At 67.9% G+C, this 18,378-nt stretch carries 15 protein-coding genes; 3 read left to right on the top strand and 12 right to left on the bottom strand.

Translation table 11 applies throughout. The features are described 5' to 3' along the window. Window positions 1-67: 67 nt before the first annotated feature. The 3 genes from ACFWPK_RS00290 to mqo form a co-directional block, all read right to left on the bottom strand. Window positions 68-2,161, bottom strand: a complete 2,094-nt coding sequence (locus ACFWPK_RS00290) for a VWA domain-containing protein (protein WP_378912737.1) — start codon at window positions 2,159-2,161, stop codon at window positions 68-70. 162 nt (window positions 2,162-2,323) lie between these two features. Next, window positions 2,324-2,764: a GNAT family N-acetyltransferase gene (locus ACFWPK_RS00295; RefSeq protein WP_378912335.1), complete on the bottom strand. Its 441-nt coding sequence runs from the start codon at window positions 2,762-2,764 to the stop codon at window positions 2,324-2,326. Between the two features lie 2 nt (window positions 2,765-2,766). Next, complete coding sequence (gene mqo, locus ACFWPK_RS00300) at window positions 2,767-4,371, bottom strand: malate dehydrogenase (quinone) (protein ID WP_378912336.1); 1,605 nt, start codon at window positions 4,369-4,371, stop codon at window positions 2,767-2,769. A gap of 153 nt (window positions 4,372-4,524) precedes the next feature. Here mqo and ACFWPK_RS00305 point away from each other — a divergent pair, with 153 nt between their 5' ends. Next, window positions 4,525-5,547 carry an alpha/beta hydrolase gene (locus ACFWPK_RS00305; RefSeq protein ID WP_378912337.1) on the top strand — a complete coding sequence of 341 codons (1,023 nt, stop codon included), beginning with the start codon at window positions 4,525-4,527 and terminating at the stop codon, window positions 5,545-5,547. A gap of 80 nt (window positions 5,548-5,627) precedes the next feature. Here ACFWPK_RS00305 and ACFWPK_RS00310 read toward each other — a convergent pair whose 3' ends face one another. The 7 genes from ACFWPK_RS00310 to ACFWPK_RS00340 all read right to left on the bottom strand — a co-directional run bounded on the left by ACFWPK_RS00310 (window position 5,628) and on the right by ACFWPK_RS00340 (window position 14,312). Then, entirely contained in the window at window positions 5,628-6,191 is a 564-nt protein-coding gene (locus ACFWPK_RS00310; RefSeq protein ID WP_378912338.1) for an alpha/beta hydrolase, read from the bottom strand. Between the two features lie 239 nt (window positions 6,192-6,430). Then, on the bottom strand, window positions 6,431-8,014 hold the full coding sequence (locus tag ACFWPK_RS00315; protein ID WP_378912738.1) for a cobyric acid synthase: 1,584 nt from the start codon (window positions 8,012-8,014) through the stop codon (window positions 6,431-6,433). Between the two features lie 47 nt (window positions 8,015-8,061). Continuing rightward, complete coding sequence (gene map / locus ACFWPK_RS00320) at window positions 8,062-8,925, bottom strand: type I methionyl aminopeptidase (protein WP_378912339.1); 864 nt, start codon at window positions 8,923-8,925, stop codon at window positions 8,062-8,064. Between the two features lie 88 nt (window positions 8,926-9,013). Then, a complete protein-coding gene (locus ACFWPK_RS00325) occupies window positions 9,014-11,290 on the bottom strand; it encodes an FdhF/YdeP family oxidoreductase (protein WP_378912340.1) in 2,277 nt (758 codons plus the stop codon). 143 nt (window positions 11,291-11,433) lie between these two features. After that, complete coding sequence (locus tag ACFWPK_RS00330) at window positions 11,434-12,405, bottom strand: AAA family ATPase (protein ID WP_378912341.1); 972 nt, start codon at window positions 12,403-12,405, stop codon at window positions 11,434-11,436. A 4-nt stretch (window positions 12,406-12,409) separates the two neighbouring features. After that, window positions 12,410-12,835: a ribulose bisphosphate carboxylase small subunit gene (locus ACFWPK_RS00335; RefSeq protein ID WP_378912342.1), complete on the bottom strand. Its 426-nt coding sequence runs from the start codon at window positions 12,833-12,835 to the stop codon at window positions 12,410-12,412. Window positions 12,836-12,848: 13 nt separating this feature from the next. Beyond that, entirely contained in the window at window positions 12,849-14,312 is a 1,464-nt protein-coding gene (locus ACFWPK_RS00340; RefSeq protein ID WP_378912343.1) for a form I ribulose bisphosphate carboxylase large subunit, read from the bottom strand. Window positions 14,313-14,418: 106 nt separating this feature from the next. On the opposite strand from ACFWPK_RS00340, the gene ACFWPK_RS00345 reads away from it, so the two are divergent. Both ACFWPK_RS00345 and ACFWPK_RS00350 read left to right on the top strand, forming a co-directional pair. After that, window positions 14,419-15,330: a LysR family transcriptional regulator gene (locus ACFWPK_RS00345; protein ID WP_378912344.1), complete on the top strand. Its 912-nt coding sequence runs from the start codon at window positions 14,419-14,421 to the stop codon at window positions 15,328-15,330. Window positions 15,331-15,365: 35 nt separating this feature from the next. Beyond that, the gene (locus ACFWPK_RS00350) at window positions 15,366-16,361 is read left to right on the top strand and encodes a class I fructose-bisphosphate aldolase (protein WP_378912345.1); all 996 of its coding nucleotides are present in this window, start codon (window positions 15,366-15,368) and stop codon (window positions 16,359-16,361) included. Between the two features lie 109 nt (window positions 16,362-16,470). Here the strand turns inward: ACFWPK_RS00350 and ACFWPK_RS00355 are convergent, their stop codons facing one another. Both ACFWPK_RS00355 and ACFWPK_RS00360 read right to left on the bottom strand, forming a co-directional pair. Continuing rightward, window positions 16,471-17,643: a GAF domain-containing sensor histidine kinase gene (locus ACFWPK_RS00355; protein ID WP_378912346.1), complete on the bottom strand. Its 1,173-nt coding sequence runs from the start codon at window positions 17,641-17,643 to the stop codon at window positions 16,471-16,473. After that, window positions 17,640-18,308: a response regulator gene (locus ACFWPK_RS00360; RefSeq protein WP_378912347.1), complete on the bottom strand. Its 669-nt coding sequence runs from the start codon at window positions 18,306-18,308 to the stop codon at window positions 17,640-17,642. Before ACFWPK_RS00360 ends, ACFWPK_RS00355 begins: the two co-directional genes overlap by 4 nt. Between the last annotated feature and the right edge of the window lie 70 nt (window positions 18,309-18,378).

Genomic DNA, 18,378 nt, shown 5'->3' on the forward strand with positions numbered 1-18,378 from the left:
CGCACGGTGGCCCCGGGGCCAGTTCGTCACCATTTCTATCAGGGTGCGCCCGTGGCGCTCACACGCTCTACGCCGCGCGGGCGGGTAGGCCGGTGGCCCGGACTACGTCGGCCACCGTCTCGCCGGTGAGTTCGTTCAAGCGCAGGTAGCGGGCGCGCAGGTCGCGGGCCAGTTCGGCGGCCAGGCCGAGCCGGATCATGCCGCGTTCGCAGTCGATGACCATCGCGGTGTGGCCTTCGGCGGCCAGCAGTGCGGCGGCGGTGCGGGCGCGCGGGAGGGGATCGATGCCGCCGGTGGCGCGGCCGTCGGTGAGCAGGACCAGCATGGGGCGGCGGCGGGGGTCGCGGACGTGTTCGCGGGCGATCACCTCGCGCGCCTTCAGCAGGCCCGCGGCGAGCGGTGTTTTGCCGCCGGTGCGCATCCCGGCCAACCGACGGACGGCGATGTCGACCGAGGAGGTGGGCGGCAGGACGAGTTCGGCTTCACTGCCGCGGACACTGATCACCGCCACCTTGTCGCGGCGCTGGTAGGCGTCGCGCAGCAGGGTGACGATGGCGCCGGTCACGGCTGTGAGGCGGTCACGGGCGGCCATCGAGCCGGACGCGTCGACGACGAAAACGACCAGATTGCCTTCTCTGCCTTCGCGATACGCGCCCCGTAGGTCTTCGGCCGCCAGGGCGAGTGGGCCGCTGAACCTGCCGCGCTCGAACTGCTTCGGCGCGGCCGCGAACACCGTGCCGAGCAGGTGCAGGCCCGTGGACGGGTCGGCGTCGGGGCGGACGGTGCGGCCGGTGCGGGTCCGGGCGCGCGAACGTCGGCCGGGGGCACCCTCGCCGATTCCGGGGACCTCCCAGCGTGGGGCAGGCTTGGCTGCCGAAGTCGGTGTGCCCGAGAACCTTTCGGGCCCGGGTCGCGAACCGTTCCCGGTGCCGTCATGGCTGGAGCCGTCCGACCGGTCGCCGGAACCGGCACCGTTCGGTCCCCCACCTTCCGGGCCCGATCCGTCCGGGCCGCCGCCGGGACCATCGCCGTCGGGGCCACCATCAGGCCCCTCGTCGTCCGGACCTTCGCCATCCGGGCCGCCACTGCCCCGCGACCTCTCATCATCCGGGTCACTGGGATCCACCCCATCCTGGCGGCCCGAATCACTGCCGTCGGCCTGGAGTTCGTCCTCGTCCCGGCGGCCGTTGCCTTGATCGCCCGATCCGCGCGGACCGTCGAATTCGTCGTCCCCCGAAGCCTTTTCGACCTCAGCGGCCGCGGCGTCCATCGCTTCATCGAGCTGCTGCTCGCTGATCCCCGGCTCGTCGAACGGATCTCGCCGACGACGATGCGGCAGTGCGAGTTCCGCGGCGATCCGTACGTCATCCTCGGTGACCCGATCCCGTCCACGCCACGCCGCGTGCGCGGTGGCGGTCCTGGCGACCACCAGGTCGGCGCGCATCCCGTCGACATCGAAGGACGCGCACAGCGCCGCGATCCGACGTAGCTCCGAATTGTCCAGCGCGACCTCGGGCAACCGGTCCCGCGCGGTCAGAATGCGTTCGGCCACCACCTGATCGGCGTCGACATAGCGGGCGGCGAACGCGGCGGGGTCGGCCTCGTAGTCCAGGCGGCGGCGCACCACCGCCATCCGCACGTCGACCTCGCGCGAGGCCGCCACGTCGACGGTGAGCCCGAACCGGTCGAGCAACTGCGGCCGCAACTCCCCCTCTTCGGGGTTCATCGTCCCGACCAGAACGAATCGCGCCGGATGCGAGTGCGAGACACCGTCACGCTCGACGTGCACCCGCCCCATCGCCGCCGCGTCGAGCAGCACGTCCACCAGATGGTCGTGCAGCAGGTTCACTTCGTCCACGTAGAGCACGCCGTGATGGGCCGCGGCCAGCAACCCCGGACGGAACGCCTGTTCGCCGTCGCGCAGCACCCGCTCGAGATCCAGCGAGCCGACGACCCGGTCCTCGGTGGCGCCGACCGGCAGTTCCACCAGCCGCGCGGGCCTGGCTCCGGTCTCGTCGACCACGGGTGGCAGCAACTGCGCGAGCGCGCGCACCACGGTCGACTTCGCCGTGCCCTTCTCGCCCCGCACCAGCACCCCACCGATCCCGGGGTGCACGGCCGACAAGATCAACGCCAGCTGCAGCCGCTCCTGCCCCACCACAGCGGAGAACGGGAACCCCGCCTCACCCGCCGCACGCGCGACGGTGTGCGGACCAGCGGCAACATCAGCAAAACCAGGCACACACCAACTCTATGCGGGCGGTGATCGGCTCCTGCCCCCGGGCATCAGCACCCCGTGGACGCCGACCCCGGCGAAAGAGTTCTAACCGCGCCGCATCGGCGTGTGCATGATGCCGTCGTCGTCGTACTCCGGCCCGTCGACGGCGAAACCGAACTTCGCGTACATATCGACCAGGTGCGACTGGGCATCCAATCGCACGGTGGCCGAACCGATTTCGGCCAGCGCGGCCCGCATCAGCCGGGTGGTGTACCCGTGTTTGCGAGCGAGCGGCGCGATACACACCCGGCCGATGCGGTAGCTCGTCGCACCGTCGACGACCTCTTCGAGCAGGCGCAGGGTGCCGAGAACCGAGCCGTCATCGAGCCAGAAATGCCGGGTCGACGCCAGCAGGTCACGCCCGTCCAGCTCCGGATAGGCGCATTCCTGCTCGACGACGAACACATCAACGCGAAGTCGCAACAGCCGGTAGAGGGTGGCGGCGTCGAGATCCGCCGCCCACGACCGTCTCAGTTCGACGCTCACGCCTACGCGTAGCTCGCGATCTGCTCGTGCGCGGGCGCGTTGTGGCCGTCCAGCTTCAGCGACTTGCTGGTCCAGTCCCAGACTTCCTGGAACAGGGCCTGGTTCTCCGACAGCTTCTGCCCGAGCGAGGGGATCATCTGCTGCAGCTGCGGCGTCCAGCCCGCGTACTGCTGCGGGAAGCAACGCTGCATCACGTCGAGCATGGCGGTGACACAGGTCGACGCACCCGGCGACGCACCGAGCAGACCGGCGATGGAGCCGTCCTCTGCGGAGATGACCGCGGTGCCGAACTCGAGCACGCCACCGATGCCCTTGCGACGGATGACCTGCACACGCTGCCCGGCGGTGATCAGCTCCCAGTCGCGGCCCTGCGCGCGCGGCAGGAACTCCCCGAGCACGCCCACCTTGCCGTTCTGCGACTTGAGCAGCTCTTCGACCAGGTACTTGGTCAGACCCAGCTCGGTGAGACCGACGCCGACGAGCGAACCGATGTTGTTCGGCTTGATCGACTTGAACAGGTCGGCGTTGGAGCCGTCCTTGAGGAACTTGGGGGTCCAGCCGGCGTACGGGCCGAACAGCAGGCCCTTCTTGCCGTTGATCACGCGGGTGTCGAGGTGCGGCACCGACATGGGCGGCGCGCCGACTGCGGCCTTGCCGTAGACCTTGGCCTCGTGGGCGGCGATCAGCTCGGGGTTGGTGGAGCGCAGGAACTGGCCGCTGATCGGGAAGCCACCGAAGCCCTTGGCCTCTTTGATGCCGGCCTTCTGCAGCAGCGGCAGCGCGCCACCACCGGCGCCGACGAAGACGAACTTCGCGTTGATGGTTCGCGACTGGTAGGTGCGCAGGTTGCGGACGGTGACGTTCCAGGAACCGTCGGACTGCTTGTCGAGATTGCGGACCTCGGTGCCGAAGGCGATCTCGCCGCCGGAGTAGCCGATGTAGGCGAGCAGCTGCTTGGTGAGCGCGCCGAAGTCGATATCGGTGCCGCCGTCGGACCAGTTCAGCGCGATCGGGTCGCTGAAATCGCGGCCCTTGGCCATCAGCGGCAGGCGCGCGGCGAACTCGTCGGGGGTGTCGATGTACTCCATCCCGCGGAACAGCGGGTGCGGCGCCAGCGCCTCGTAGCGCTTGCGCAGGTAGTCGACGTTGTCGGCGCCGTGCACGAAGCTGACGTGCGGGATGGGGTTGATGAAGCCCGCGGGGTCGTCCAGCACGCCGGTGTCGACGGCGGAGGCCCAGAACTGGCGCGAGACCTGGAAGCGCTCGTTGATGTCGACGGCCTTGCTCACGTCGACCGAGCCATCGGCGTTCTGGGGGCTGTAGTTGAGCTCGCACAGCGCCGAGTGGCCGGTACCCGCGTTGTTCCACGGGTCGCTGCTCTCCGCGGCGGCGGCGTCGAGCCGCTCGAACACCGAGATCGTCCAGTCCGGCTGTAGCTGCCGCAGCAGCGCGCCCAGCGTGGCACTCATGATGCCTGCGCCGATGAGAACTACATCGGTCTTTTCACTCTTCGCAGCGTTCGGCACGGGTAGATCGACTTCCTTGTCCTTCTCAGCTACCCACCGGCGGGTGAGTTCGCTTGGCGCGGGCGCTTTGGCGGTGTTCATGCGACTCGCGGTGAATCGCCGGGAGGTAGGTTACCCGTCGTTCACCTGATGCCAATTGTGCACCTCAGCCGAGCACACTTCTGCAACGGACCTCCCGAATGTGATGAAAACCAAGCCTGCACGTCACCGCGACCCCGGGATAGATTGAGCAGTGTGACGAACGAAACCCTCGCCGACCGGACCGACGAGCAGTGGCAGCCCGATGTTCTCGGGACCGCCTATCAACAGCGGACCCTCCCACTCGGTATCGACCCCGACGGTGAGGGCGAGGTGGTGGCCACGCTCGTGCGCTATCTGCCCGATGCCACGGCACCGGCCGTCGAGCCGACCGTGCTCTATGTGCACGGGTTCACCGACTACTTCTTCCAGGAGCACCTGGCCGAGCACTTCGCGGCGCGCGGGCACCGGTTCTATGCGCTCGACCTGCGTAAATGCGGACGTTCGCGGCGGGCCGGGCAGAGCGCGCACTACGTCAGCGACCTGGCTTTCTACGACGATGAGCTGAGCGAGGCGCTGCGGATCGCGCGCGAGGAGACCGGCAACGATGTGCTGATCGTCGCGCATTCGACCGGTGGCCTGATCGTGCCGCTGTGGCTGGACCGGCTCGAGGCGGCGGGTGGCAGCGCGGCGGCGGGTGTGGTCGGGGTCGTCCTCAACAGTCCCTGGTTCGACCTGCAGGGACCGTCGTTCTACCGCACCGTCGGCACCCCCGTCATCAACACGGTCGGCCGGTTCCGCGCCTTCGCCCAGCTGCCCGCCGGTGTCAGCACCGCTTACGGCGACAGCCTGCACAACAGCCGCGCGGGTGAGTGGGATTACAACCTGGACTGGAAGCCGCTCAGCGGTGAACCGGTGCGGCTGGGTTGGCTGCGCGCCATTCGCCGAGGACAAGCGCGCCTGCACCAGGGCCTGACCATCGGTGTGCCCGCGCTGATCCTGCGCTCACGGATCACCAAGTTCGCCCGCGAGCACTCCCCCGCCGTCGACGTGGCCGATGCCGTGCTCGATGTGAAGCAGATCCAGCGCTGGGCGGGCTGCCTGGGCGAGCGCACCTCGATCGTCCCGATCGAGGGCGCCCGCCACGACGTGTTCCTGTCCTCGGAAGCCGTGCGCGCCAACGCTTTCCAGGAAACCGACAGCTGGCTCGACTGGTTGGCGGCCTACCGCAAGTCCTGATCTTCGACCGACGTTCACCAGGCTCTCGGGCACCCATCGCGAGTGGCGATCTGCGTGAGAGCCTGGTGAACGATCCGCGTCTACCAGAGGCTGGTGCGCAGGACGATTTCAGTGGCGAATTCGTGGCCCGCCTCGGTCGCGATGTTGTCGACTTCCAATGGGACGACCCGGAATTCGCCGTAGACATAGCGGCCGGAGGCGTCGGCGGTGGCGCGGGGCAGGCTCTTGGTGACCAGCATGGTGACGGGCAACTCCAGCGGCGGGCAGGACGGGTCGGGGACCTTGCCGTCGGCGTCGGGAACCGCCGGATGCCCATGGTCGGCGACGACCAGGCTCATGAACCGCCCGAACCGGCCCGCGCACACCCGCCACGCCAGCTCCGCGCCCGACCCACGCCCGGCGACATTCACGTAGGGCAGTTCGAGCTCGTCGAGAATCGTGAGCACTCCCGCCGGATCGAGCCCCTCGACCGACTCCACGACGATGGTCTGCAAATCGGACTCGTGCAGCCGCGTGCACACCGTGTCGAACACATCGGCAGGGTCGTCCGCATCGGGAAGCAGCAGCACATTGTGCCGCGAGGAGGGCCCGTCGACCCGCACCGTCCAGGCCTGGTCACCGACCGTGATCTGCCGAGATTTCATGCCGGGTTACGGTACACGGCCGGACTGAACAACGCGGCCTGTTCCGGCGCGCCCTGCCGATGGCCCTACCTCCGTGTACTGGGCTTTCACTGCCGGTGACACCGAAATTGCCGAACCTGTCACAACGGCGCACCGCGAACTGTGAGGCGAGACGGGCCGCACACCACCGTGTCCGCAGCGACCGGCGCCACGACGTGATCACCGGGCGCCCACCATCGGCGGCGACTCCGCCCTGCCGGTCATCGGGCGGTGTGGATCACCGGGATGTCTGCCGGGGCACCGTCGCGGATCAGGTCATCCAGCGCGGAGAGGTCGAGGTGTTGCTCTATGAGGTCGGCGAGCAGATCGAGCTGTGCGGATCTGACGGCCGCGACCGAGATGTCGGGGGCGACGGTGAAGCCGGTGCGCCCGGCTCGGGCCGCGACTTCGGTGAGCCAGGTGCGGCGGAACCCGTCGGATTCGAGCAGGCCGTGGACGTGGGTGCCCCAGATCGCTTCTCGCGCACTACCTTCAGGGGTGCCATCGATGGTCAGCCAGGCGGGATCGGCGGTGTGGGCGACTCTGCCGTGGTGGATCTCGTAGCCGTGCACAGGAATCGGGCCCGCGATGCCGGTCACCTGGCGGGCGATCTTCGGGTCCGCGAATTCGATGTCGAGGTCGAGGAGACCGAGGCCGTCCACCACATACGGTCGCGCGCTCGCCGGGATCTCGACACCTGCGTGATCCTGTGCCCCGGTGGGCGACGGTGATTCCACGGCCCGGTACTCGACGCCGTCGACAATGCGTCGGCCGAGCATCTGGTAGCCACCGCAGATGCCGAGGATGGGGCGGCCCGCCGCGGCGCGGGCGCGCAGGGCTTCGCCTATTCCGTTGGCGCGCAGCCACTCCAGGTCCGAGACGGTCGCTTTCGAACCCGGCACGACCACCAGGTCGGCGGTGGCCAGTTGGTGGGGGCTGTCGGCCCAGCGGACCGCTACGCCGGGTTCACAGGCCAGGGCTTCGATGTCGGTGGAGTTGGAGATTCGGGGAAGGCGGATGGCGGCTACGGTGAGCCAGTCGGTGCCGTGGGGTGGAGCCGGTCGGCCCACGGGGGCGCCGGAGATGGTGCCGAGGGAGTCTTCGGCGTCCAGCCAGAGGTCTTCGGCGAACGGAATGACACCGAAGGTGGGGCGGCCGGTCAGGGAGACGAGTTGGTCCAGTCCGGGTTGCAACAGGGACACATCACCGCGGAACTTGTTGATGACGAATCCCGAGATGAGCTGCTGGTCTTCGGGTTCCAGGACCGCGACGGTGCCGAACAAGTGAGCAAGGACGCCACCCCGGTCGATGTCGCCGACCACCAGGACCGGGATATCGGCAGCACGCGCCAACCCCATATTCGCGAGATCGGTGGCCCGGAGATTGATTTCGGCCGGTGAGCCAGCCCCCTCACAGATCACCACATCGAATTCGTCACGTAACGAGGCCAATTCGGCCGCGACGACTTCGCGCAATTCCTGCCGACGCGTGAAATAGTCACGTGCGCCGACAGTTCCGACAGCCTTGCCCCGAACCACCAACTGCGAGCGGCGATCGCTGCCGGGCTTCAACAGCACCGGGTTGAACCGCACACTCGGTTCGAGCCCGCAGGCCCGCGCCTGCAAAGCCTGCGCACGCCCGATCTCCCCGCCGTCGAGGGTGACGACCGAGTTGTTCGACATGTTCTGCGCCTTGAACGGCGCCACCCGGACCCCACGCCGCGCCAGCATCCGGCAGATACCCGCCACGACCACGCTTTTCCCGGCGTCGGAGGTGGTACCCGCGATGAGCAGCGCCCCGCGCAGCGCCACGCCACCCACAGCGGCCGGATCAGCGCGAGTGCCCGCCGGACTCACGGCAGAGTCAGGATTTCCGCGCCTGTCTCGGTGACGACCAGCGTGTGTTCGAACTGCGCGGTCCATTTGCGGTCCTGGGTGACCACGGTCCAGCCGTCGTCCCAGATGTCGTAGTCGATGCCGCCGAGGTTGATCATCGGCTCGATCGTGAAGGTCATGCCGGGCTCGATCACCGACTCGATATTGGGCTGGTCGTAGTGCAGGACCACCAGACCGCTGTGGAAGGTGGGGCCGACGCCGTGGCCGGTGAAGTCGCGCACGACGCCGTAACCGAAGCGGTTGGCGTACGCCTCGATGACACGACCGACCACGTTCAGGGCGCGACCCGGCTTGACCGCCTTGATCGCCCGGTTGGTGGCCTCTTCGGTGCGCTCGACCAGCAGCCGCACCTCCTCGTCGACATCACCGGCGAGGAAGGTCCTGTTGGTGTCGCCGTGCACGCCGTGAATGAAGGCGGTGACGTCGATATTGACGATGTCACCGTCTTCGACCACCGTCGAGTCGGGGATGCCGTGGCAGATGACCTCGTTGAGCGAGGTGCAGCAGGACTTGGGAAAACCCTTGTAGCCCAGCGTCGACGGGTAGGCGCCGTGGTCGCACATGTACTCGTGGGCGATCCGGTCGAGCTCGTCGGTGGTGACACCGGGCACGACTGCCTTGCCCGCCTCTTCGAGTGCCCGCGCCGCGATCCGGCCCGCGATCCGCATCTTCTCGATGGTCTCGGCGGTCTGCACCCAGGGCTCGTTGCCCTCGTTCGCGGTCTTCTTCCACACATATTCGGGACGCTCGATGGAGCGGGGAACTTCCCGGATCGGCGACTGGGTGCCGGGAACTAGTGGCTGACGGGTGCGCACGGACATAAGGGCAGTGTATCTATGCGCCCACGTTGCCGTGCGTCACAGCCCGTGCTCGCGGCGGGCACCGCGCCTGCTGGGGAGCAGCTGTGCGTCAGACCACAGGCTCCAAACGCACGATGATGCCTTTCGACGTCGGCGTGTTGCTGATGTCGGCAGTGCTGTCGAGCGGAACCAGCACATTGGTCTCCGGGTAGTACGCGGCCGCCGACCCACGGCTGGCCGGATACCCGACGGCGACAAATTTCTCCGCCCGCCGTTCGGTGCCGTCGTGCCAGATGCTCACGATGTCGACCACATCACCGTCGGCGATCCCACGCTCCGCCAGGTCGTCGGGGTTCACCATCACCACCCGTCGCGCGTTGTGGATGCCCCGATAGCGGTCGTTGGCGGCGTAGGGAATGGTGTTCCACTGATCGTGGGACCGAAGCGACTGCAGCACAAGGTATCCCGGCGGTGCGTCGATCATGTCGAAGTCGTTGCGGGTGAACTCGGCTTTGCCGCTCGCGGTGCGGTAGATGCCCTGGTTGACCGGATTGACCAGCAGCATCCCGCCCGGCTCGGCGACGCGTTCGTTGAAGTTCTCGAAACCGGGCACGACCCGGGAGATGCGGTCGCGCACGGTGCCGTAGTCGGCGATGAACTCCTCCCACGGAATCGCGGACTCCGCCCCCAGCGTGGCGCGCGCCAGCCGGGAGATGATCGCCACCTCGCTCAGCAGGTCGGGTGAGGCCGGGTCGAGGCGCCCGCGCGAGGCGTGGACTTCGCTCATCGAGTCCTCGACGGTGTAGAACTGCTCGCCGGTGGCCTGGATATCGCGATCGCTGCGGCCGAGGGTCGGCAGGATCAGCGCCGTCTCGCCGCAGACCGTGTGGGAGCGATTGAGCTTGGTGGAGATCTGCACGGTCAGTGCGCACTGACGCAGCGCCGCCTCGGTGACCTCACTGTCGGGGGTCGCACGCGCGAAATTGCCTGCGACACCGACGAATACCTTCGCCTCGCCGTCGCGCATGGCCCGGATGGAACCGACCGAGTCGAGGCCGTGTTCGACGGGCGGGGTGAAATCGAATTCCTTACCGAGCGCGTCCATGAACCACTGCGGCATCCGCTCCCAGATACCCATGGTGCGGTCGCCCTGGACATTGCTGTGCCCGCGCACCGGGCACACCCCGGCTCCCCGGCGACCGAGATTGCCGCGCAGCAGCAGGAAGTCGACGATCTCGCGAATGGTCGGCACGCCGTGCTTGTGCTGGGTCAACCCCATCGCCCAGCACACGATGATCTTCTTGCTCCCGAGCACCTGTCGGTGAACCGCCTCGATCTCCTCGCGCGCCAGCCCGGTCGCGGTGAGCGTGTGGTCCCAGCTCACCGTCCTGGCATGCTCGGCGAAGGCGTCGAAACCGGTGGTCCGCGCGGCGATGAACTCGTGATCGAGCACCGTGCCCGGCGCCGCGTCCTCGGCGTCGAGGAGCAGTTTGTTCAGCATCTGGAACAGGGCGAGGTCGCCACCGGGGCGGATCTTGAGGAAGATATCGGCGATCTCGGTGCCGCGACCGATCACGCCGCGCGCCTTCTGCGGATTCTTGAACCGGATCAGCCCGGCCTCGGGCAGCGGATTCACCGCGACGATCTTGCCGCCGTTGCGTTTGGTCTGCTCCAGCGCCGTCAGCATCCGCGGATGGTTCGTGCCCGGGTTCTGACCGACGACGAAGATCAGGTCGGCTTCGTAGATGTCATCGAGCGACACGGTGCCCTTGCCGACGCCGATGGTCTGGGTCAGCGCGGAACCGCTCGACTCGTGGCACATGTTCGAGCAGTCGGGCAGGTTGTTGGTGCCGTAGGCGCGGGCGAACAGTTGCAGCAGGAACGCGGCCTCGTTGTTGAGCCGCCCCGAGGTGTAGAACAGGGCCTCGTCGGGGGTGGCCAGGCCGCGCAGTTCGCGTGCCATCAAATCGAAGGCATCGTCCCAGGCGATGGGCTCGTAGTGGGTGGCGCTGGGGCGCTTCACCATCGGCTCGGTGAGCCTGCCCTGCTGATTGAGCCAGTAGTCCGACATGGTGTCGAGTTCGGCGACCGGGTGCTCGGCGAAGAACTGCCTGGTCACACGGCGGGTGGTGGCCTCGTCATTGATGTGCTTGGCACCGTTTTCGCAGTACTCGTTCATGACCCGGTGCTTCGGCTCCGGCCACGCACACCCCGGGCAGTCGAAGCCCTTCGTCTGATTGATGTTCAGCAAGGTGAGCGCGGTGCGCGCTGGGGAGTTCTGCGAGAGCGAGTACTCGATCGCGTGCACCACCGCGGGAACGCCGACCGCCCAGGTCTTGGGCGGGGTCACCTTCAGATCATCTGCTGGGTCCTGGATCGAGGTCATGTATCCGCTCTCCTCAGTTCCGCGGCATCGTGCGCGCCGACATCTGACAAAAGGCTTCCCACATTGTCCACCCTTGTCAAAGCAGGAAGCCCGATCACCTGATAGATGTCGGTTATCGGGCCTCCTGGTCGGCCTACGAGGACTCAGTCCGGCTCGAACACGCTGCTGCCGTAAACGTCCTCGGCGGTGAGGGTGACGAGGTCGGTTTTGCCCAGTGGCCGGTCGAGCGCGACCAATCGGCGGGCCTGCCGCAGCCGGCAGCGTTCGATGGCGTTGCGCACGCTGCGGGCGTTGGCGAACCGGGGCTGGTCCATGCGCAGCGTGAGGTACTCGGCGAACGCCTTGTGGGCGTCGTCGTCGAAAGCGAACCCTTCCGACTCCACCATCAGGCCCGCGATCTGGGTCAGCTCCGCGTGGTCGTAGTCCTCGAAGGTGAGATGGTGCGGCACCCGGGAGCTGAGGCCCGGGTTGGCGGCGAAGAACGTCGCCATCCGATCGGGGTAGCCGGCGAAGATCACCACCAGATCACCGCGCTCGTTCTCCATCTCGGTGAGCAGGATCTCGATGACCTCCTGCCCGTAGTCCCGCTCGTTCTCCGGCCGGAACAGGTAATAGGCCTCGTCGATGAACAGCACTCCCCCGGCCGCGCGGGCGATCGCCTCCTTGGTCTTGGGCGCGGTGTGGCCGATGAACTGGCCGACCAGGTCGTCGCGGGTGACGGTGTGCACCCGTGACGCCCTGATATAGCCGAGCGCGTGCAGGATCGCGGCCATCCGCAGGGCGACCGTGGTCTTGCCGGTGCCGGGGCCACCGGTGAAGCTCATGTGCAAGGTGGGTCGGGTGGTGGTGAGCCCGAACCGGCGCCGCGCCCGGTCGACCTGGAGCAGCGAGGCGATCTCGTGGACACGGCGCTTCACCGCGGCCAGCCCGACCAGTTCGGCGTCGAGTGCGGCCAGGGTGTCGCTCACCCTGGCCGCGGCCTCGTCGGCCGAGAGATCGAGCACCTCGTCGTCGCCGAGAATCGCGGGCTCGGGCGTCTGTTCCTCGACGGCCGTGGTCTGTGCCGAGCCGCCTGCCGACGGCCGATGGAACCCGAATCCCTTTGGTGTGTCCATCAGTTCACTCGCCCGCGTACCGATCGCCGGTCGGACGGGTGGTGGCGTAGGACTTCACCGAGTACCGCTGGGTGCGGTCGGGGCCCTCGACGCGTTCGAGCAGGAACCCGGGTTCTTCGGCCGGGCGCTGGACGAGGAACGACATCGCGGTGGACTGCCTGCCCAGGGTCGCGTCGTAGGCCAGCAGCCGGATGTAGTGCTGGGGGAAGGTGGCCCGGCAGGCGGCTAGCTGGGCGAGCACGCCGTCGGGTTCGACCAGGTCGAACATCGGCAGCCCCCACATCTCCCAGTAGACATTGCGTGGGTGCGGGTCGTCGGTGTACTCCAGCGATACCGGCCAGCCGTGATCGAGGGCGTATTTCACCTGGGCCGCGATCTCGTCGTCGGTGAGATCGGGCAGGTAGGAGAAGGTTCCGTAGCGAAGTTTCATCAGGTGCTCCTGGTCAGATCGAGGGCACCGGCGTCGCGACCACATCGGGTGCGTCGGTGCTGGTGTAGTCGAAGGTGACGTCGCCCCAGGTGTTCAGGGCCGCTTCCAGGGGTGTGCAGTGCTTGGCCGCCCTGCGCAGCACGTCGGGTCCTTCGATCAGCAGATCGCGACCTTCGTTGCGCGCCTTGACAACTGCCTCGAGCGCCACCCGATTGGCTTCGGCGCCCGCGGCGATGCCGTACGGGTGACCGATGGTGCCGCCACCGAACTGCAGGATCACGTCATCGCCGAAAAGGTCGAGCAGCTGGTGCATCTGGCCGGCGTGGATGCCACCGGAGGCCACCGGCATCACGCCGGGCATCGAGATCCAGTCCTGGTCGAAGAAGATGCCGTTGCCGAGGTTCCTGGGAACGGTGTTCTCGCGCAACGAATCATAGAAACCGCGAGTGGTGGCCGGGTCACCCTCCAGCTTGCCGACGACGGTGCCCGCGTGGACGTGGTCCACACCCATCAGCCTGCACCACTTCCCGATCACCCGGAAGCTCACGCCATGCGTCTTCTGCCGCGTGTAGGTCGAGTGCCCGGCACGGTGCAGGTGCAGCAGGACGCCGTTCTCGCGGGCCCAGTGCGCCATCGACTGGATGGCGGTGTAGCCGATGGTGAGGTCGACCATCACCACCACGCTGCCGATTTCCTTGGCGAGGTTCGCCCGCCGGTACATCTCCTCCATCGTGCCCGCGGTGACATTGAGGTAATGGCCCTTGATCTCGCCGGTTTCGGCCATCGCCCGGTTCACCCCCTCCATCGCGTAGAGGAAGCGGTCACGCCAGCGCATGAACGGCTGGGAGTTGATGTTCTCGTCGTCCTTGGTGAAGTCCAGCCCGCCGCGACAGGCCTCGTAGACCACGCGGCCGTAATTGCGGGCCGACAGGCCCAGCTTGGGCTTGATGGTGGCGCCGAGCAGCGGGCGACCGTACTTGTTGAGCATCTCCCGTTCCATGACGATGCCGTGGGCGGGGCCCTGGAAGGTCTTGGTGTAGGCGACGGGGATGCGCATGTCTTCCAGGCGCAGTGCCTTGAGCGGCTTGAATCCGAAGACGTTGCCGATGATCGAGGAGGTCAGGTTCGCGATGGAGCCTTCCTCGAAAAGGTCGATGTCGTAGGCGATGTAGGCGAAGTACTCGCCTGGCCTGCCGGGAACTTCGTCGACCTGGTACGCCTTGGCCTGGTAGTGGCTGTTGGCGGTGAGGCGGTCGGTCCACACGACCGTCCAGGTGGCGGTGGACGATTCGCCCGCGACGGCGGCCGCGGCCTCGATGGGATCGACGCCGTCCTGTGGGGTGACCCGGAAGACGGCGAGAACGTCGGTGTCCTTGGGGATGTAATCGGGGTTCCAGTAACCCATTCCGGCGTAGCTCTGTACGCCCGGATCCCAACGCTCTTTGGTCGCCGTGCCGTCGTTGTCGATCGTCGTCATCGCCGTTCCTTTCGGGTCACGCCTGTGAAGCCCTCTCAGTGTGTGGGCGAAAACTGTTCAACGACAATGGAATCTTTCCTGAGCATTGTTAAGACATAATTGAACGATGTTCGCCAGCCCCGACCTGCCGGCCGCCGCCACCTGGGGTCGGCTGCGCACCTTCCTCGCCGTGTACGAGACCGGCAGCGTGCGGGCCGCGGCCGAGACGTTGCACGTGACGCCGCCCGCGGTGTCGGCGGCGCTCGCCGCGCTGGAAGACGCGCTTGGTACCCGGCTGTTCGGGAAGTCCGGCCGTGGCATCGTGGCGACGGATTCGGGCGAGATCTTCGCCGGATATGTGCGCAAATTGCTCGGGTTGCTCGCCGAAGCGGCGGGGGCGGTGCACGATGCCGACCGTGGGCGGGTGCGGATCGGCGCGGTCGCGACGGCCAGTGAATACGTGCTCCCGGTGCTGATGGCCACGTTCGCGCAAGCTCATCCGCAGGTCGAACTGTCGCTGTCGGTCCTGACGCGCGGCGAGCTGTTCGCCCGAGCCGCCGACCACGTCTTCGATATCGCCCTGGCCGGTCGACCACCGCGTGGGTCCGGGCTGGTCACCGCCGCCGGGCGGGCGAACCGGCTGCTGCTGGTCGGACGGCCTGGACTGGTCGCCGACCCGCTCACCACGCCATGGCTACTCACCGGGATCGGCTCCGGCACCCGCGATACCACCCTGTCGTTGCTGAGCCGGTTGCAGGCCGCGCCGCCGCTGCTCACCCTCGGCACCTCGGGCGCCGCCGTGGCCGCCGCACGGGAAGGGCTCGGGGTCACCCTCGTGCACGAGGAAGCGGCGCGCGAACAGCTCGCCACGGGGGAACTGGTCTCCTACGGCGTGCCGGGCACACCTCTCGACCGGCCGTGGCACGTCTGCACGACCCAGGAACCCACCTCGGCGACCCGGTTGTTCGTGGCCCACCTGTGCGATCCGGAGCAGGTGGGCGCGGCGGCATTTCACACCCGGTCTCGCCCGAAGGGGTGAGGACGGCGGTGCGGGGTGCTCACATGCTGTTGGTCATGACGACACTCCCCGCCACCGCCCTCGCCGACGTCGCCCGACAGCTGACCAGCGGCGGCCGCGGCATTCTCGCCGCCGACGAGTCGATCAAAACCATGTCATCGCGTCTGGAACAGGAAGGGGTGCCCGCGAGCGCGACCAGCCGTCGCGACTATCGCGAACTGCTGCTCACCGCCGACGGTCTGTCGGAGTGGATCAGCGGAATCATCCTGTGCGACGAGACCTTCGGCCAGGATCTCGCCGACGGGCGCTCGTTCCCGATCGCGGCGCGCGAACTCGGCATCCTGCCCGGTATCAAGGTCGACACCGGCACCACCGCGCTGCCCGGCCATGGTGGTGCGCTGATCACCGAAGGGCTCGACGGACTCGGCGGGCGGCTGGCCGCCTATGCCGATCGCGGTGCCGCGTTCGCCAAGTGGCGCGCGGTGTTCGACGTGCACACGATCACCCCTTACGCCGCCGACGCCAACGGACACGCGCTGGCCCGCTACGCGGCGCTGTGTCAGCAGCACGGCATCGTCCCGATCGTCGAGCCCGAGGTGCTGTGCACTGGTGACCACGACCTGGCGGCCTCGGAGAAGGCGACGCGTCTGGCCCTGAGCGCGGTGTTCACCGAACTCGTCGATGCCGGGGTGGATCTCACCGGCATCGTGCTCAAGCCGAACTTCGTCACCCCCGGCCTGGATGCCGCGGCCGTCCCGCCCGCCGAGGTCGCGGCCGCCACCTTCGCGGTATTGCGTGACCTGGTGCCCGCCGAGGTGGCGGGGATCGCGTTCCTGTCCGGTGGGCATCCGACTACACGGGTGTGCGCATTCCTGAGCGACCTTGCCGCCATCGACGAGCGGCCGTGGCCTGTGACATTCTCCTTCGGGCGCGCGCTCGTGAGCGCGGCACTGCACACTTGGAGTGGATCAGACTCCGAAGTTGCCGCAGCACAACAGGTTCTGCTCGAGAACTGCCGCAACGCCGCCGATGCCACCGAGCACACCGCCTAGGCGCGATGGACTCGGCAGCGCCTCGGTGAGCGCGGCGGCAACGCGCAGCAGCGGCGCCACCCCTCGGGCACCGCTGCTGCGTTCGTTGGACGGTGCCCGCCGACATCGGCTACCTCAGCGGTAGGTCCACCAGCAAGGTGGTTCCGCGGCCCTGCATCGACTCCACGCGCAGCGACGCTTCGATGATGGCGCAGCGCTCGGCGATCGAGGTGAGGCCGAAGTGCTGTTCGCCGTCGGTGTCGGCGGCGCGGTTGGCGCGACGCTGCGCTGGGTCGAAACCCTCACCGTCATCGGAACATCCGAGGATCACCGAGTCGCCGACCCGGCGCAACGACAGCACGATCCGTTGCGCCCCAGCGTGTTTCACGGCATTCGCCAGGGATTCCTGAGCGATTCGGTACAGGGTGGCCGCGGCGTGGTCGGGGATCTCGTCGATGGCGGCGGCGTGGTCGACGAGGAACTCGATCGCCGGCGGCCCGTCGCCGCTCACACTGCGCACCAACGATTCGATCGCGGCGACCAGGCCCAGGTCGTCGAGGACGAGGCTGTGCAGGCCCGAGATCGCCGCCCTGGTCTCGTTGTAAGCGAAGTCGGCCAGCTCGCGGGCGCTGACGAGTTCGGCGCGGGCCCTGGCGAGGTCGCGCAGGCTGGCCTCGTCGGTGACGTCGATGTGGGCGAGGAGTTCGGAGACGGTGAGGTCGGCGGCGGACAGGTGGAACGACATCGAGGCCAGTGCGGTGGTGACGCCGTCGTGCAGGTCGAAGGCGATGCGCCTTCGTTCGGCTTCCTGGGCGGTGATCGCCTGCTCGACCAGGCGATCCCGCTCGGTGCGCTGCCGGTTGACGGTGCGGAACAAGCGCTGCGCGTGCAGCCACAGACCGAGCACGGCGGCGTACTGTCGCGCGTCGTCGAGGTCAAGCTGCCCGAACGGGTTCCGTGGCGCACGGTGCGCGGCGAGCACGCCGACTACGTCGCCTTCCAGTCCCGGCAGCGGCAGGCACATCCGCGCGACCGTCTGCTGGGGCTCCAGGCGTAAAAGTCTGCGGTGCAGGGCATTACGTGGCGAGTCGTTGTCGAGCAGCACCGGTTTGCGGGTGCGGGCGACCAGCCCGGTCACCCCGAAACCGACCTGTAGCCGCAGCGAGCTCGCCGAGGGATGCGCGGGCCACATATCCGCGATGCTCAGATCCTGGCCGTCGATGGCGTAGAGCAGCACACCGTCGGCGCCGAGCAGTGGGGCGAGCTCCGCCGCCGTGGGGACCGCGCCGCCGGCGATGCTCATCGAAACAGCCCCTCGCGCAACGCGACCGCGATCGCCGCGCTGCGATCGGAGACCCCGAGCTTGCGATACAGACCGCGAATATGGGTTTTCACGGTGTCCTCGCTGACCACCAGCTTGCTCGCGACCGCTCGATTGGAGTGACCGGATACCAACAACCCCAGCACTTCTGATTCACGCTGGGTCAGTCCCAGGTGCGCACCGGACCAGAACTGGCCCGCGCTGAGCCTGGCCGCGGCCAGCGCCACCCGCCCGGCCAGTGCGGCGTCGACCACCGTCTCACCCTCACGAACCCGGCGCAGCTGGGCGACGAGTTCACGGCCGTCGACCCGCTTGAGAATGTAACCCGACGCCCCGACACGCAACGCCTGATACAGATAGTGCTCGTCGTCGTACACGGTGAGCAATACGACCTTGGTCTCGGGATATTGCAGGGTGATCTGACGGCACAGGTCGAGGCCGCTGGCCTTGCCGATGCGCACATCGCACAGGACGATATCGGGCCGATGTTCGGCCACCATCCGCAGCGCGGCGGTGTCGGTGGTGGACTGGCCGACGATCACGACCTCGTCGGGAAAGTGACCGAGCATGGCGTCGAGCCCGTGCAGCACCATCTCGTGATCGTCGACGAGCGCAAGCCTCAACGGGGTCGGAGGTAACTCCGGCATCCCTCCACCCTACGGCGACCCGCACCCGGGTTACCGGCATTGACGAGATCTCACCCGGGTCCCCACCCCC

The organism is Nocardia sp. NPDC058519 (genome assembly GCF_042719755.1).
Lineage (GTDB): Bacteria > Actinomycetota > Actinomycetes > Mycobacteriales > Mycobacteriaceae > Nocardia.